The sequence below is a fragment of the Kitasatospora sp. NPDC056181 genome (assembly GCF_042266225.1).
In the GTDB taxonomy this organism is placed as follows: domain Bacteria; phylum Actinomycetota; class Actinomycetes; order Streptomycetales; family Streptomycetaceae; genus Kitasatospora.
On sequence record NZ_JBHJUK010000005.1, the window covers coordinates 41,496 to 57,852 of the forward strand.

General features: G+C 68.3%; 13 protein-coding genes. 1 reads left to right on the top strand and 12 read right to left on the bottom strand.

Annotation, left to right across the window (positions count from 1 at the left end; genetic code table 11):
* Positions 1-197: 197 nt before the first annotated feature.
* Positions 198-1,907 (top strand): ABC transporter family substrate-binding protein, encoded by a 1,710-nt coding sequence (locus ACFC1F_RS03910; protein ID WP_376155462.1) that lies wholly within the window; start codon positions 198-200, stop codon positions 1,905-1,907.
* Between the two features lie 61 nt (positions 1,908-1,968).
* Here ACFC1F_RS03910 and ACFC1F_RS03915 read toward each other — a convergent pair whose 3' ends face one another.
* From ACFC1F_RS03915 to ACFC1F_RS03970, 12 genes are all read right to left on the bottom strand, one after another.
* Positions 1,969-2,988, bottom strand: coding sequence for an ABC transporter ATP-binding protein (locus ACFC1F_RS03915; protein ID WP_376155464.1), 1,020 nt, complete (start codon positions 2,986-2,988; stop codon positions 1,969-1,971).
* The gene (locus tag ACFC1F_RS03920) at positions 2,981-4,072 is read right to left on the bottom strand and encodes an ABC transporter ATP-binding protein (protein WP_209411131.1); all 1,092 of its coding nucleotides are present in this window, start codon (positions 4,070-4,072) and stop codon (positions 2,981-2,983) included. Before ACFC1F_RS03920 ends, ACFC1F_RS03915 begins: the two co-directional genes overlap by 8 nt.
* Positions 4,073-4,087: 15 nt before the next feature.
* Complete coding sequence (locus ACFC1F_RS03925) at positions 4,088-5,095, bottom strand: ABC transporter permease (RefSeq protein WP_376155466.1); 1,008 nt, start codon at positions 5,093-5,095, stop codon at positions 4,088-4,090.
* Positions 5,088-6,032: an ABC transporter permease gene (locus ACFC1F_RS03930; RefSeq protein WP_209411129.1), complete on the bottom strand. Its 945-nt coding sequence runs from the start codon at positions 6,030-6,032 to the stop codon at positions 5,088-5,090. Before ACFC1F_RS03930 ends, ACFC1F_RS03925 begins: the two co-directional genes overlap by 8 nt.
* Before the next feature lie 93 nt (positions 6,033-6,125).
* The gene (locus tag ACFC1F_RS03935; protein ID WP_209411128.1) at positions 6,126-7,769 is read right to left on the bottom strand and encodes an ABC transporter substrate-binding protein; all 1,644 of its coding nucleotides are present in this window, start codon (positions 7,767-7,769) and stop codon (positions 6,126-6,128) included.
* Positions 7,770-8,179: 410 nt separating this feature from the next.
* A complete protein-coding gene (locus tag ACFC1F_RS03940; RefSeq protein WP_376155469.1) occupies positions 8,180-9,376 on the bottom strand; it encodes an ABC transporter ATP-binding protein in 1,197 nt (398 codons plus the stop codon).
* Positions 9,366-10,418 carry an ABC transporter ATP-binding protein gene (locus tag ACFC1F_RS03945; protein WP_209411127.1) on the bottom strand — a complete coding sequence of 351 codons (1,053 nt, stop codon included), beginning with the start codon at positions 10,416-10,418 and terminating at the stop codon, positions 9,366-9,368. The genes ACFC1F_RS03940 and ACFC1F_RS03945 overlap by 11 nt, the downstream gene beginning before the upstream one ends.
* A 15-nt stretch (positions 10,419-10,433) precedes the next feature.
* The gene (locus tag ACFC1F_RS03950) at positions 10,434-11,348 is read right to left on the bottom strand and encodes an ABC transporter permease (RefSeq protein ID WP_376155575.1); all 915 of its coding nucleotides are present in this window, start codon (positions 11,346-11,348) and stop codon (positions 10,434-10,436) included.
* A 76-nt stretch (positions 11,349-11,424) separates the two neighbouring features.
* Positions 11,425-12,351, bottom strand: a complete 927-nt coding sequence (locus ACFC1F_RS03955; RefSeq protein ID WP_209411125.1) for an ABC transporter permease — start codon at positions 12,349-12,351, stop codon at positions 11,425-11,427.
* Positions 12,352-12,490: 139 nt separating this feature from the next.
* The gene (locus tag ACFC1F_RS03960) at positions 12,491-14,110 is read right to left on the bottom strand and encodes an ABC transporter substrate-binding protein (protein ID WP_376155471.1); all 1,620 of its coding nucleotides are present in this window, start codon (positions 14,108-14,110) and stop codon (positions 12,491-12,493) included.
* 172 nt (positions 14,111-14,282) lie between these two features.
* A complete protein-coding gene (locus ACFC1F_RS03965) occupies positions 14,283-15,302 on the bottom strand; it encodes an ABC transporter ATP-binding protein (RefSeq protein ID WP_148643076.1) in 1,020 nt (339 codons plus the stop codon).
* Complete coding sequence (locus tag ACFC1F_RS03970; protein WP_209411122.1) at positions 15,295-16,344, bottom strand: ABC transporter ATP-binding protein; 1,050 nt, start codon at positions 16,342-16,344, stop codon at positions 15,295-15,297. Before ACFC1F_RS03970 ends, ACFC1F_RS03965 begins: the two co-directional genes overlap by 8 nt.
* Positions 16,345-16,357 lie beyond the last annotated feature (13 nt).

Consider the following 16,357-nt stretch of genomic DNA (forward strand, 5'->3'; position numbering starts at 1 on the left):
CACCCTTTTTTTGTTTTTATCCCACCGCACAACCCGGCCTACACGCACCGCACAAACATTTCCACCGTCGCCTCCCCCTTTTCCCGGGGGGGGGGCCCCCACCGGGCCCCGCCCCTCGACAACTCCGCTCCCCGGTCAGCAAGATGTGACGCCGCACCACGCACGCCGCCTGTCACATCTGCATCGGGAGAACCACCATGGGCCGCCGCCACCTGTCACGCCGCACGGCCCTGGTCGCCTGTCTCACCGCCGTCTCGCTCTCGTTGACGCTCTGCGCCTGCAGCGGCGACCAGGGCTCCGCGGCCCTCCCGAGCACGCTGGAGACGCCCAAGCTCACCGCCGTGGACGTCAACCCGCACGACCGCGCCGACCTGCGCCAGGGCGGCACCCTGAACGTCGCGATCGCCCAGTTCTCCAGCCAGTGGTCGCCGGTCCACGCCGACGGCAGCGAGTCCTCGACCATCACCGTCACCAAGCCGCTGCTGCCGACCTTCTTCCGCTCCGACGCGGCCGGCACCCAGACCGTCAACCCGGCCTACCTGCAGGACGCCCACGCCGAGGTGCGGGACGGCCGCCAGGTCGTCACCTGGACGCTCAACCCGAAGGCCCGGTGGTCCGACGGCACCCCGATCACCTGGCGCGACATCGAGGCCAACTGGCGGGCGCTGAACGGGACCGACCCGGCCTACAAGGCCTCCAGCAGCACCGGCTTCGAGCTGGTCACGGCGGTCGAGAAGGGCAAGGACGAGTTCCAGGCCGTGATGACCTTCGAGCGGCCGTTTTCCGAGTGGCAGTCCATGTTCAACGGCGCCGCCAACGCCCCGCTGCTGCCCGCGAGCAGGGTCGCCACCCCGGAGCTGTTCAACACCGCCTACGCGGACGCGATCCCGGTCACCGCCGGACCCTTCAAGGTCGAGAAGCTGGACAAGGCGGCGCAGACCGTCACCCTGGCCGCCGACCCGGCCTGGTGGGGCGACAAGCCGATGCTGGACCGGATCGTCTTCCACGCCATGCTCCCCAACACCATGGCCCGGGCCTTCGGCGACGGCACGGTCGACTTCTTCAACAACGGTCCGGACGTGACCGGTTACCAGCTGATCAAGAGCACCAAGGGCGCCGCCGTGCGCCGCGCCGGCGGGCCCGACTTCCGCCAGTTCACCCTGAACAGCAAGAGCCCCGCGCTCACCGACCCGACCGTCCGCCAGGCCGTGTTCCAGGCGATCAACCGGGACGTCATCACCCGCACCGACCTCGCCGGGCTCGACTGGCCGGCCGTCACCCTCAACAGCCACCTGCTGGTGGCCAACCAGAACGCCTACCGGGACAACTCCCTCGGCCTCAGCCGCTACGACCCCTCCGACGCCGTCCGCAAGCTCGACGCGGCCGGCTGGAAGCTCGACGGCGACGTCCGGAGGAAGGACGGCAAGGAGCTCAGCCTGCGGATGGTCATCCCCGCCGGCGTCACCCAGGCCCAGAACGAGGCCAACGCCACCGTCCGGATGCTCAGGGACGTCGGGATCAGGGTCACCGTCGTCCCCGCGAAGGCCAACGACTTCTTCGACAAGTACGTCAACCGGCACGACTTCGACATCGCCGCGTACTCGCTGCTCGGCACGCCGTTCCCGGCCAGCGGCAACCGGGCCAACTTCGCCCAGAACGGCGGCACCAACCAGTCCCAGGCCGGCAGTCCCGCCGTCGACTCCGCCCTCGACCGGGCCTCGGCGGCGACCGACGCCGCCACCGCCTTCGAGGCCATCAACCAGGCCGACGGCGAGCTGTGGAAGGTGGCCGGCATCCTGCCGCTCTACCAGCGCCCGCAGCTGTACGGCGCCCGCGCCGACCTCGCCAACATCGGTGCACAGGGACTCTCCGACATCGTCTGGGAGAACGTCGGCTTCACCAAGTAGGGGGCCGGGCACCGGAGTCGGCGGACCCCCGTGCCCGGCCCGGTCCGGCCGGGCGGACGGCTCAGCCCGCGCCGATCACGTCCCGCACCTCGGCGAAGTGGCACGCCGACTCGTGCGCGGCCGGCCCGGTCAGCGCGGAGGGCACCGCCAGCAGCGGGACCTCGGTGGAGCAGCGCTCCTCGGCCTTCCAGCAGCGGGTGCGGAACCGGCAGCCGGACGGCGGGTTGGCCGGCGACGGCAGGTCGCCGCTGAGCAGGATGCGCTCGCGCTGCTCGCGCCCGGTCGGGTCCGGGACCGGCACCGCGGAGAGCAGCGCCTGGGTGTACGGGTGGGTCGGGTGGGAGTAGATCTGGTCCTCCGTCCCGATCTCGACCAGCTTGCCGAGGTACATCACGCCGACCCGGTCCGAGATGTGCCGGACGATGGAGAGGTCGTGCGCGATGAACATGTACGACAGCCCGAACTCGCTCTGGAGCTGCTCCAGCAGGTTGATCACCTGCGCCTGCACCGAGACGTCCAACGCGGAGACCGGCTCGTCACAGATGATCACCTCCGGCTTCAGCGCCAGCCCCCGGGCGATGCCGATGCGCTGGCGCTGCCCGCCGGAGAACTGGTGCGGGTACCGGTTGATGTACTCCGGATTGAGCCCCACGACGTCCAGCAGGTCCTGGACGGCCTTGCGGCGGTCGCCCTTCGGCGCCACCTCGGGGTGGATCTCGAACGGCTCCCCGATGATGTCGCCGACCGTCATCCGCGGGTTCAGCGAGGTGTACGGGTCCTGGAACACCATCTGGATGTTCCGCCGCACCGCCTTCAGCCCCGCCCCGGAGAGCCGGGTGATGTCCTCGCCCTTGAACCGGACCTCGCCGGCGGTGGCCCGCTCCAGGTTCATCAGCACCTTGGCCAGCGTGGACTTGCCGCAGCCGGACTCGCCGACGACGCCGAGCGTCTCGCCCTTCTCCAGGCCGAAGGAGACGCCGTCCACCGCCTTCACCGCGCCGACCTGCCGCTTGAAGACGATGCCCTGGGTCAGCGGGTAGTACTTGACCAGGTCCCTGACCTCCAGGATGGGCTCAGCCATGGAGGGTCTCCTTCCAGAAGTGGCAGGCGCTGCGGCGGCCCGGCAGGTCGGCCCCGTCGGCGTCCAGCACCGGTACCAGCCGCGGGAGTTCGGTGCGGCAGCGGTCCGCCGCCCGGTCGCAGCGGGGGTTGAACGCGCAGCCGTCGGGGATCCGCAGCAGGCTCGGCGGCAGACCCTGGATGGCGTAGAGGTTCTGGCCCTTCTGGTCCAGCCGCGGGATCGAGTTGAGCAGGCCGCGGGTGTACGGGTGGGCGGGCCGCGCGTACAGCTCGTGCACCGGGGCGGTCTCGACGATCCGGCCCGCGTACATGACGGCGATCTTGTCCGCGACGTCGGCGACCACGCCGAGGTCGTGGGTGATCAGGATCAGGCCCATGTTGAACTCGGCCTGGAGCTCGGCCAGCAGGTCCATCACCTGGGCCTGGACGGTGACGTCCAGGGCGGTGGTGGGCTCGTCCGCGATGATCAGGTCCGGCTCCAGCGCCAGTGCCATCGCGATCATGATGCGCTGGCGCATGCCGCCGGAGAACTGGTGCGGGTAGTCGCCCACGCGCTGCCTGGCGGCGGGGATGCGCACCCGCTCCATCAGCTCGACGGCCTTCTCCTTCGCCTCCTTGCGCGAGGCGCCCTGATGCACCCGGAACATCTCGCCGAGCTGGTAGCCCACGCTGAGCACCGGATTGAGCGAGGAGAGCGCGTCCTGGAAGATCATCGCGATCTTCCGGCCGCGCACCGCCCGGCGCTCCTTGGGGCTCATGGTGAGCAGGTCCTCGCCGCGGAACCGGATCGAGCCGGCGGTGATCCTCCCGGGCGGCATGTCCAGGATGCCCATGATCGCCTGCGCGGTCACCGACTTGCCCGAACCGGACTCGCCGAGCACCGCGAGCGTCTCCCCGGCCGACACCGCGTAGCTCACGCCGTTGACGGCCCTGGCCACGCCGTCCCGGGTGTGGAACTCGATGTGCAGGTCGTCGACCTCCAGCAGCGGGGTGCCGGGCACCAGGCTCTCCCTGCCGCCGCCGGTCACCTCCACCGTGTTCTGGCGCGGTACCGCGTCCTTCGACAGCCTCGTCGTGTCACTCATCGTCCGTGGCCCTCCTCAGCGCAGCTTCGGGTCGAGGGCGTCGCGGACCGCGTCGCCGAGCATGATGAACGCCAGCACGGTGATGCTCAGCACGGCGGCCGGGAAGAGCAGCACATGGGGGGCGGTCAGGAAGCGGGACTGCGCGTCGCTGATCATCAGGCCCCAGGAGATCGCCGGGGACTGGATGCCGATGCCGAGGTACGAGAGCGCGGCCTCGGCACCGATGTAGACGCCCAGGTTGATCGTCGAGACCACGATGACCGGGGCGACCGCGTTCGGCAGGATGTGCCGGGTGACGATCCGTCCGGTGCCGGCGCCGAGCGCCTTGGCCGCGACCACGTAGTCGTTGTGCTTGTTGGAGATCACCGCCGAGCGCATCAGCCGGTAGATCTGCGGCCAGCCGAGCACGGCCATCACGGCGGAGACCGTCCAGGCGTTGCCCTTGCCCCAGGTGGACATGATCAGCATGCCGCCGAGCAGCAGCGGGATGGCGAAGAAGATCTCGGTGAGCCGGGAGAGCGAGCTGTCCCAGAGCCCGCCGGTCCAGCCGGCCCAGAGCCCGAGCGCACCGCCGACCGCGACCACGAGGGTCGTGGTCAGGATGCCGACGATGATCGAGTTGCGGGCGCCCCAGATCGTGCGGGTGTAGATGTCGCAGCCCTGGACGTCGAAGCCGAACCAGTGGTCCGCGCTGGGCCGCTTCAGCGAGTCGGCCAGGTTGCAGAAGCCCCCCGCCCTCGGGTCCGCGTCGGTGAACAGCTGCGGGGCGACGGCCAGCGCCACCATGAACAGCACCAGGAACCCGCCGATCAGGAACAGCGGGTTGCGCCGCAGGTCGTACCAGGCGTCGGTCCAGAGGCTGGCGACCCGCTCGCCGCCCTTGCCGCCGCTCCCGCCCTTGCCGTCCTTGCCGTCCTTGGTGGCCGTGGCGGCCTCGGCGGCCGGCCCGCCCGTGGCGGACCCGGAGCCGGGCTGCCCCGGGATCGCCGCCCTCGTGTTCTCGCTCTTCGTCGGCTCACTCATAGCGGATCCTCGGGTCCAGGACGGCGTACATCAGGTCGACCACCAGGTTGGCGAGCAGGTACACCAGCACCAGGGCACTCACGATGCCCACCACGATGGTGCGTTCGCGCAGGTAGACGGACTGGAAGAGCTGGTGCCCGACCCCGGGGATGTTGAAGATGCCCTCGGTGATCACCGCCCCGCCCATCAGCCCGCCGAGGTCCATGCCGAGGAAGGTGACGATCGGGATCAGCGCGTTGCGCAGCCCGTGCCGGACCACCACCCGCAGCGGTGAGAGCCCCTTGGCGACCGCCGTCCGGACGTAGTCCGCTCGCATCACCTCGATCAGGCTGGTCCGGGTGAGCCGGGCGACGTACGCCAGCGAGGTGGAGGCGAGGACGTAGGCCGGCAGCAGGTAGGACCGGAAGCCCGCGTCCTCGTTGAACGAGACCGGGAAAAAGTCGATGCCGTAGTCGGTGTTGAGCTTCACCCCGAGGATCAGCTGGAGCACGAAGCCGATCACGAAGACCGGGATCGAGATGACCATCAGGGTCGAGATCAGCACCACGTTGTCGATGAACCTGCCGCGCCGCAGGGCGGCGATCACACCCGCGGTGACGCCCACCGCCATCTCGATCACTAGGGCGGTGACCGCCAGGTTGATGGTGTAGGGGAAGGCGGTCTTCATGACGTCCACGACCTGGTTGCCGCGGTAGTCCTCACCGAAGTCGCCCTTGAACAGGCCGACCAGGTAGTCCCAGTACTGGACGAAGAACGGATCGTCCAGGTGGTAGCGGTCGCGCAGGACCGCCACGACAGCGGGGTCCTGCCGCTTCTCACCGGCCAGTGCCGTGATGGGATCGCCAGGCAGCAGGAAGACCAGTGCGTAGATCAGGAACGTCGCGCCGAGAATCACCGGTATGGCCTGGATGATCCGGCGGACCACATAGCGGCCCATGCGGCCTCCTCGTGGCTCGGGGCACGCCGCTGCCGGATGGCGCGGGGATCACCCGCGCCACCCGTCAGGTCGTGCCGGTCGGCTGGGTCGCGGTCAGGCCAGTTCGACGTTGGCGAGGTCGATGCGGTTCTGGGCGTCGATGATCACGTTCTTCACGGCCTTGGTGTAGGCGCCGGAGGTCATGTACGTGTACACCGGGATGTACGGCAGTTCCTTGATCAGGATGTCGTCGGCCTGCTGGTAGAGCTTGATGCCCTCGGTGTCGCTCTTCGCGCTGTCGGCCTTGGCCAGCAGGGCCTCGAAGTCCTCGTTGACGTAGCCGCCGTAGTTGGAGCCGTTGTCGATCGCGATCTTGGAGAAGATCGGCCGCAGGTAGTTCTCGATCGACGGGTAGTCCATCTGCCAGGCCATCCGGAAGGCGCCGGAGTACTTGTGGTCGCCCAACGCGGTGAGGATCGCGCCGAACTTCTCGAACGGCTTGAAGGTGACCTCGATGCCGAGGTTGTTCTTCAGCTGGTTGCCGACCGCCTCGATCCACTCCTTGTGGCCGCCGTCCGCGTTGTAGCCGATCTCCAGGGTGTTCCCGGGCAGACCGCCGGCCTGGGTGAAGAGCTCCTTCGCCTTCGCCGGGTTGTACTTGGCGGCGTCGCCGAGCGCACCCTGGCGGTAGCCCGGAATGATCGGGCTGATGAAGTCGTCGGCGGGCTTGCGGGTGCCCGAGAAGATGGTCTTGGTGATCGCCTCGCGGTCGATCGCCATCGAGATCGCCTTGCGCAGCTCGGGCTTCCCGAACGCCGGATTGGTCGAGATCGGGAATCCGATGTAGCCGACCCCGGATTCCGGCTTGTAGATGTAGCGCTCACCGAACTCCTGGGCGACCGTCGACATCGCCGAGATCGGGAGCTTGTTGGTGATCTGGATGTTGTCCGCGCGCAGGTCGTTGTACGCGGTATCCAGCTTGTCGTAAATCTTGAAGGTGACGGAATCCAGCTTGGCCTTTCCGTCGGCCGCCGGGAAGTTCTCGTACCGCTTCACCTTGATCTGCTTGTTGTGCTCCCACTTGCCGTCCATCTGGAACGGGCCGTTGCCGATCGGCGCGTCCTCGAAGGCCTTCGGGTCGGTGAAGAACGCCTTCGGCAGCGGGTAGAACGCGGTGTAGCCGAGCATGGTCTTGAACTGGGAGAACGGCGCCTTGAGGGTGACCGTGAAGGTCTTGTCGTCGACGACCTTGAGGCCCTTGAGCTTGTCGGTGGCGGGCTTCTTGTCCTTGCCCGGCGCCAGCTCGTCGGAGCCGAGGATCTTGTCGAAGAACGGCAGCCCCTCCTGCGCGTTGTCCTGGTTCGCCCCGTAGTTCCAGGCGTCGACGAAGTTCTGCGCGATGACCTTCTCGCCGTTGTGGAAGGTGTAGCCGTCCTTGAGCTTGATCGTCCAGGTCGTGGCGTCGCTGGTCTCGATGGACTCGGCGGCCCGCAGCTTCGGCGAGTTGTCCTTGTGGTCGTAGTCGACGAGGCCGGCGAAGAGCGCCGAGAGGACCTGGGCACCCTCGGACTCCGCCGTGTTCTGCGGCACCAGGCCGTGCTGCGGCTCACCCGACTCGATGCTGATCGAGCCGCCCTTCTTGCCCCCGCCGTTCGCCTGGTCCGAGGACTTCTTGTCGCTGCCGGTGCTGCACGCGGAGATCGCAAGCGCGGTGCAGGCCGCCAGCGCGGTCCAACGCATCGTCTTGGTGAGCCTCATTCAACTGCTCCTCGATTTAGGGGCTTACGAACGAACGGCGCCCCGCCACTCGGTGTGCCGGGCATGGCGAGGATCGACATCTCAGGGCCGATCCGCACAGTTGGCGAGGTGACCACTGATACGCGCAGAGCAACTATCGATCACCCGACCCCTCCGGCGGAATCCACGTCACATCTCTTTTCAATTACATGCTCAGACCAAGTCGTGACAATGCTCGCCAAATTCCTGCATATCGCGCACGGAGGCCGGTACTCCGGATTCCGGATAACGAACAATATTCTCCGGTATTCGATGCTTTACGGAGCGTAATGATCAAATTCGGTCGGGGAATTCCGTGTTTCCGCAGGACAACGCGAGGGCGCGCCCTCCGATGGGAGGACGCGCCCTGGTTCGGGATCCGGACGACCGTGTCAACCGGTTTCCGGCGGCGGCGGGGCGGACCCCCCACCGTTCTCACTCTCGGCGGCGCCCGGCCCGCTCTCGCGCTCGGCGGTACCCGGCCCGCTCTCGCGCTCCGCCGCGCTCTGCTCATTTTCGCGCTCCGCCGCGAAGTGACACGCCGAGTCGTGCCGGGCGAGCCCGTCCAGCCACACGGGCCCGGCCAGCAGCGGCACCTCCACCGCGCAGCGCTCCTGCGCCTTCCAGCAGCGGGTGCGGAAGCGGCAGCCGGACGGCGGGTTGGCCGGCGACGGCACGTCCCCGGTCAGCACGATCCGGTCACGGCTCTCGCGCGCCGTCGGGTCCGGCACCGGCACCGCGGAGAGCAGCGCCTGAGTGTACGGGTGGGTCGCGTGGTCGTAGATCTCCAGGTCGGTGCCGATCTCGACCATCTTCCCCAGGTACATCACGCCGACGCGGTCGGAGATGTGCCGGACGATCGAGAGGTCGTGCGCGATGAACATGTACGAGAGGTTGAACTCGCCCTGGAGCTGCTCCAGCAGGTTGATCACCTGCGCCTGGACGGAGACGTCCAGCGCGGAGACCGGCTCGTCGCAGATGATGATCTCCGGCTTCAGCGCCAGCCCCCGGGCGATGCCGATGCGCTGGCGCTGGCCGCCGGAGAACTGGTGCGGGTACCGGTTGATGTACTCCGGGTTCAGGCCGACGACGTCCAGCAGGTCCTGGACGGCCTTGCGGCGGTCGCCCTTCGGAGCCACCTCGGGGTGGATCTCGAACGGCTCCCCGATGATGTCGCCGACCGTCATGCGCGGGTTCAGCGAGGTGTACGGGTCCTGGAACACCATCTGGATGTTCCGGCGGACGGCCTTGAGGGCCGCCCCGGAGAGGTGGGAGATCTCCTCCCCCTTGTAGCGCACCGACCCGCCGGTGGCCGGCTCCAGGTTCATCAGCACCTTGGCCAGCGTGGACTTGCCGCAGCCCGACTCCCCCACGATGCCGAGCGTCTCGCCCTGGACGAGGTCGAAGGAGACGCCGTCCACCGCCTTCACCGCGCCGACCTGCTTCTTGAAGAGGATGCCCTTGGTGAGCGGGAAGTGCTTGACCAGGTCCCGGACTTCGAGGATCGGCTCGCCCGGCGGCACCTCCTGCGCGAACGCGACCTCCTCCGGCACCACCGGCCCCAGCGCGCTGGCCCCGTTAGCGGTCATGGAGGGTCTCCTTCCAGAAGAAGCAGGCACTGCCCCGCCCGGCCATCTCCCTGCCGTCGTCCTCGGTGACCGGGAAGAGCTCCGGCACCTGGCCGCGGCAGATCTCCTGGGCCCGCGGGCAGCGCGGGTTGAAGGCACAACCCGGCGGGATCCGCAGCAGGTTGGGTGGCAGGCCCTTGATCGCGTACAGCTCCTGGCCCTTCTGGTCCAGGCGCGGGATGGAGTCCAGCAGGCCGCGGGTGTACGGGTGGGCGGGCCGCGCGTACAGCTCGTGCACGGGCGCCGTCTCGACGATCCGGCCGGCGTACATGACGGCGATCTTGTCGGCGACGTCGGCGACCACGCCGAGGTCGTGGGTGATCAGGATCAGGCCCATGTGGTACTCGGCCTGGAGCTCGGCCAGCAGGTCCATCACCTGGGCCTGGACGGTGACGTCCAGGGCGGTGGTGGGCTCGTCGGCGATGATCAGATCCGGCTCCAGTGCCAGCGCCATCGCGATCATGATGCGCTGGCGCATGCCGCCCGAGAACTGGTGCGGGTAGTCGTTGACCCGCTGCTTGGCGGCGGGGATGCGGACCCGGTCCATCAGCTCGACGGCCTTCTCCTTGGCCTCCTTCCGCGAGGCGTTGTGGTGGGCGCGGAACATCTCGCCGAGCTGGAACCCCACGGTGAGCACGGGGTTGAGCGAGGAGAGCGCGTCCTGGAAGATCATCGCGATCTTCTGCCCGCGGACCTTCCGCCGCTCCTCCCTCCCCATCTTGAGCATGTCCTGGCCGCGGAACCGGATCTCGCCCCGGGGGATCCGGGCGGGCGGCATGTCCAGGATGCCCATGATCGCCTGCGCGGTCACCGACTTGCCCGAACCGGACTCGCCGAGCACCGCGAGCGTCTCCCCCGCCCGGACGCTGTAGTTGACCCCGTTGACCGCCCTGGCCACCCCGTCCCGGGTGACGAACTCGACGTGCAGGTCGCGGACGTCCAGCAGCGGCCCCTCGTAGGGCGCCTCCCGGTTCGGCTTGCCGGTGTCGACAGCTGTGGTCACGATGAGTCCCCTCGCTCAGCGAAGCTTCGGGTCGAGGGCGTCGCGGACCGCGTCGCCCAGCATGATGAAGGCCAGCACGGTGATGGAGAGCGCCGCGGCCGGGAAGAAGAGCACGTACGGGGCGGTCCGGATCACCTTCTGCGCGGAGGCGATGTCGATGCCCCAGGAGATGGTCGGGTCCTGCAGCCCGATGCCGAGGAAGCTCAGGGTGGCCTCGGTCGCGATGTAGCCGCCCAGGGCGATGGTGGCGACGACGATCACCGGGGCGAGCGCGTTCGGCAGGATGTGCCGGAACATCAGTCGCCCGGTGCCCGCGCCGAGCGCCCGCCCGGCCACCACGTAGTCGGCCTGTTTGACGGTCAGGACGGCACCGCGCATGACGCGCGCGATCTGCGTCCAGCCGAGGACCGCCAGGGCGATGACCACGCTCCACACCGTGCGGGCGGAGAAGGCCCCCAGCAGGACCAGCGCGCCGAGCAGCAGCGGAATGCCGAAGAAGATGTCGATGATGCGGGAGATCACGGCATCCACCGCGCCGCCGAAGTACCCGGCGATCATGCCGGTCAGCCCGCCGAGCAGGGTGACCCCCAGGGTCACGAAGATGCCGACGGTGATCGACGCCCGGGCCCCGTAGATCACCCGGGCGTAGATGGACCGGCCCTGGCCGTCGTAGCCGAACCAGCCGGCGCCGAAGAAGTCGGTCCAGTCCGGACGCTTGAGGAAGTCGTGGATCAGGTCGGACTTCCGGGGGTTGGCGTCCGTGAAGGCCCAGGGGAAGATCGACATCAGGATCAGGAGCACGATCAGCAGTGCCGAGATCAGGAAGATCGGGCGCCGCCGGAGGTCCCGCCAGGCGTCACCCCAGAGGCTGCGGGCCTCCTCCCGTTTGACCGGGTCCCCCTCCACCAGGGTCTCCAGCTCGACCGCCATGCCCTGCTCGCCGGCGAAGTCCAGGTGGTCGACGCCGGGCTTGGGGTGCCGCTCGTACGAGCTCTCGTCGTGCACGTCAGGCATAGCGGATCCTCGGGTCCAGGACCGCGTAGAGCAGGTCGACGATCAGGGAGGCGACGAGGTAGACGATCACCAGGACGGTCACGATGCCGACCACGGTGGGCCCCTCCTTCTGGTTGATCGCCCGGTACAGGACGTTGCCGATGCCCTGCACGTTGAAGATCCCCTCGGTCACGATCGCGCCGCCCATGAGCGCGCCGAGGTCGGTGCCCAGGAAGGTGACCACCGGGATCAGCGAGTTGCGCAGCAGGTGCCGGGAGATGATGGTCCGCCGGGGCAGGCCCTTGGCGACCGCGGTGCGCATGTAGTCCGCCCGCAGGTTCTCCCCGATCGACGTCCGGGTGAGCCGGGCGACGAACGCGAGGGAGAGCGAGCCCAGCACGATCGCGGGCAGGATCAGCTGGGAGAGGTCCTTGGAGTTCTGGACGGTCGGAGTGACCCAGCCCAGGTTGGTCGCGAAGATCGTCTGGGCGATGTACGCGAGCACGAACACCGGGATCGAGATCACCACCAGGGTCAGGACCAGCACCAGGGTGTCCTGGATGCTGCCCCGCCTGAGGCCGGAGACCAGGCCCAGCGCCAGCCCCACGATCAGCTCGAAGGCGAAGGCCATCAGGGCCAGCCGGATGGTGACCGGGAAGGCGTCCGCCATGATGTCGGTGACCGACCGTCCGGTGAAGCTCGTCCCGAAGTCGCCCTGGAACAGGTTGCCCATGTAGTGCAGGTACTGCTTCCACAGCGGCTGGTCGAGGTAGTACCGGTGCTTCAGGTTGGCCACCACCGCCGGGTCGGCCGCCTTGTCCCCGAACAGCGCCGCGACCGGGTCGCCCGGCAGCGTGTAGACCATCAGGAAGATCAGGAATGTGGAGCCGAAGAACACCGGGATCATCTGCAGCACCCGCCGCAGCACGTAACTTCCCATCCGAGCCTCCTTCCTAGGTGACTAGGTGACTGGGTGACTGGGTGACTGGTCGGCCCGCGACCGGGGGCGGCGGGCCGTCGGACCTAGTGCCCGGGCCCCGCCCCCCGTGCGGGGAGGGCGGGGCCGGCACGGGTGACTGTCAGCCCTTGACCTCGACCTGGGTCCAGGCCGGGTTCCCGAAGGAGTCGAACGCCACGTTCTGGACGTTGCTGGAGTAGCCCGAGTTGGTGCGGTAGTACCAGAGCGGGATCGCCGGCATGTCGGTGGCCAGCACGGCCTCGGCCTGCTGGTAGCCGGTCACCGAGCCCTGGACGCTGTCCGCCTGGTCCGCCTGGGTGGACAGCTTGTCGAACTGCGCGCTGCTGTAGCCGAAGTCGTTGGACGCGGCGCCGGTGCGGTAGACGTCGGCGAGGAAGTTGGCGTTCAGCGGGTAGTCCTGCACCCAGCCGGTCCGGAACATGCCGTCGATCTGGTGGCCGGTGATCGCCGCACGGGCGGTCTTGAAGTCGGGCTTCGGGTCACCGACGCAGTCCACGCCGGTGCTCTGCCGGATCGAGTTGCAGACCGCGTCGACCCACTCCTTGTGGCCGCCGTCCGCGTTGTAGGTGATGGCCAGCTTGTTGCCCGGGACGCCGCCGCCCTGCGCGATCAGCTGCTTGGCCTTGTCCGGGTTGAACGTGCAGAACTCGCCGCACTGGCCCGCCTTGTACCCCTCGACTCCTTCGGCGACCCAGGCGCTGGCGGGCGCGCGCGACCCCTGGAGCACCGTCTTGGTGATGGTGTCGCGGTCGATCGCCATCGAGATGCCCTGACGGACCTGGGCCTTCTCCGGTGCGGCCCAGTCCGCCTGGTACAGCGTGAAGCCGACGTTCTGGATGGCACCCTGCGGGGAGTCGATCGCCCGGTCGCCGAGGTCGTTCTTGTACGTCGCCAGCGCGGACGGCGGGACCTGGTCCATCACGTCCAGGTTGTTGGACTGCAGGTCCGCGTAGGCGGCCTCGGCGGTGCTGTACATCTTGAAGACGACGCCGCCGTTCTTCGGCTTGTCGACGCCCTGGTAGTTCGGGTAGGTCTTGGTCACCACCTGCTGGTTGTGGTCCCAGCTGACGAACTGGTAGGGGCCGTTGCCCACCGGCTTCTGCCCGTACCCGGTCGGGTCGCTGAAGAAGGCGTCCGGCAGCGGGGAGAAGGCGATGTACCCGAGCTTGTACTCGAAGTACGAGACCTTGTTCTTCAGCTTGATGGTGAAGTGCGTGTCGTCGACGACGGTCAGGCCGGACATCTTGGTCGTGGTCGGCTGGCCACTGGCGGGGTGGACGTCCTGGTAGCCCTCGATGTCGGAGAACCAGGAGCTGTTGATCTGGTTGTTGGTGGTGGTCGCGGCCCAGTTCCAGGCGTCCACGAAGTTGTTCGACTTGACCGGCGTGCCGTCGTGGAAGGTCCAGCCGCTCTTCAGCGTGACGTTGAACGTCTGCGAGTCGCTGGTGTTGATGCTGTCCGCGACCTGCATCCGGATCGTGGCGTTGCTGGGGTCGTAGTCCACCAGCCCCTTGAAGAGGTTCTGGATGATGCGACCGCCACCGGTCTCGTTGGCGTTCGCCGGCTGCAACGGGTTCTGCGGCTCACTGCTCTGGTAGCTGAAGGTCTTGCTGCTGTCCGACGAACTGCCGCCGCCTCCGCTGCTGCTGCACCCACTGGCCACCAGGGCCACGGATGTCGCGCCGGCGAGGACCCATCGAGCACGAGTGGCTGCGGGCATGGAGGTCCCTCCTCAAGGTGTGTGTCGCATCACACCCCATGAGAAGCTCGCCCCGGCGGCGGCGCGAGTCGGGTACCCCCGGACGGGTGCAACGGACCCCACCAGGAGTTGACGGAACGCCGGAAGGGCCCGCGGCACGACGGCCGCGGGCCCTTCCGGGGAACGCTCGGGATCAGACGGCGGCGGCCGTCTCCCGCACCTCGGCGAAGTGGCACGCCGACTGGTGCTTGGCCGGGCCGCTCAGCACCTCCGGCACCGCCAGCAGCGGGACCTCGGTGGAGCAGCGGTCCTCCGCCTTCCAGCAGCGGGTGCGGAAGCGGCAGCCGGACGGCGGGTTGGCCGGCGAGGGGATGTCGCCGGTCAGGATGATCCGGTCACGGCTCTCGCGCGCCGTCGGGTCCGGCACCGGCACCGCGGAGAGCAGCGCCTGGGTGTACGGGTGCGTGGCGTTGTCGTAGATCTCCTCGTCGGTGCCGATCTCGACCATCTTGCCGAGGTACATCACGCCGACGCGGTCGGAGATGTGCCGGACGATGGAGAGGTCGTGCGCGATGAACATGTACGACAGCTCGAACTCGCTCTGCAGCTGGTCGAGCAGGTTGATGACCTGCGCCTGGACGGAGACGTCCAGGGCGGAGACCGGCTCGTCGCAGATGATGATCTCGGGCTTGAGCGCGAGGCCGCGGGCGATGCCGATGCGCTGGCGCTGGCCGCCGGAGAACTGGTGCGGGTACCGGTTGATGTACTCCGGGTTCAGGCCGACGACGTCCAGCAGGTCCTGGACGGCCTTGCGGCGGTCGCCCTTCGGAGCCACCTCGGGGTGGATCTCGAACGGCTCCCCGATGATGTCGCCGACCGTCATGCGCGGGTTCAGCGAGGTGTACGGGTCCTGGAACACCATCTGGATGTTCCGGCGGACGGCCTTGAGGGCCGCGCCGGACAGCTTGGAGATGTCCTCGCCCTTGAACAGGACCTGGCCGGAGGTGGCCCGCTCCAGGTTCATCAGCACCTTGGCCAGCGTGGACTTGCCACAGCCGGACTCGCCGACGATGCCGAGCGTCTCGCCCTTCATCAGGTCGAACGAGATGCCGTCGACCGCCTTGACCGCGCCGACCTGCTTCTTGAAGAGGATGCCCTGGGTCAGCGGGTAGTGCTTGACCAGGTCCTTGACCTCCAGGATGGGCTCAGCCATGGAGGGTCTCCTTCCAGAGGTGGCACGCGCTGCGGCGGCCGGTGAGCTCCTTGCCGTCCTTGTCGGACACCTGGTGCAGCTTCGGGATCTCCGTGCGGCACAGGTCGGTGGCGAAGTCACAGCGGGGGTTGAACGCGCAGCCGGCCGGAACCTTCAGCAGGTTCGGGGGAAGGCCCTTGATCGCGTACAGCTCCTGGCCCTTCTGGTCCAGGCGCGGGATGGAGCGGAGCAGGCCCTTGGTGTAGGGGTGCGCCGGGTTGGCGTACAGGTCGCGCACCGGGGCGGTCTCGACGATCCGGCCCGCGTACATGACGGCGATCTTGTCCGCGACGTCGGCGACCACGCCGAGGTCGTGGGTGATCAGGATCAGGCCCATGTTGTACTCGGCCTGGAGCTCGGCGAGCAGGTCCATCACCTGGGCCTGGACGGTGACGTCCAGGGCGGTGGTGGGCTCGTCGGCGATGATCAGGTCGGGCTCCATGGAGAGCGCCATGGCGATCATGATGCGCTGGCGCATGCCGCCGGAGAACTGGTGCGGGTAGTCGCCCACGCGCTGCTTGGCGGCGGGGATGCGCACCCGCTCCATCAGCTCGATGGCCTTCTCCCGCGCCTCCTTCTTGGAGGCGCCGCGGTGCACCCGGAACATCTCGCCGAGCTGGGCACCGACGGTCATCACCGGGTTCAGCGAGGAGAGCGCGTCCTGGAAGATCATCGCGATCTTCTGGCCGCGGATCAGCCGGCGCTCCTCCTCCTTCATCGCGAGCATGTCCTGCCCGCGGAAGAGGATCTGGCCCTGGCTGATCTTGCCGGGGGGCATGTCGAGGATGCCCATGATGGTCTGGGCGGTCACCGACTTGCCGGAGCCGGACTCGCCGAGCACCGCCAGGGTCTCACCGGCGGACACGGAGTAGTTGACGCCGTTCACGGCCTTGGCGACGCCGTCCCGGGTGTGGAACTCCACGTGGAGGTCCTTGACCTCCAGCAGCGGGGTGCCAACCTCAAGGCGGCCGCTCTTCTGGTTCTTCTCGATCACGGTGGTCATCGGGTCGTCACCT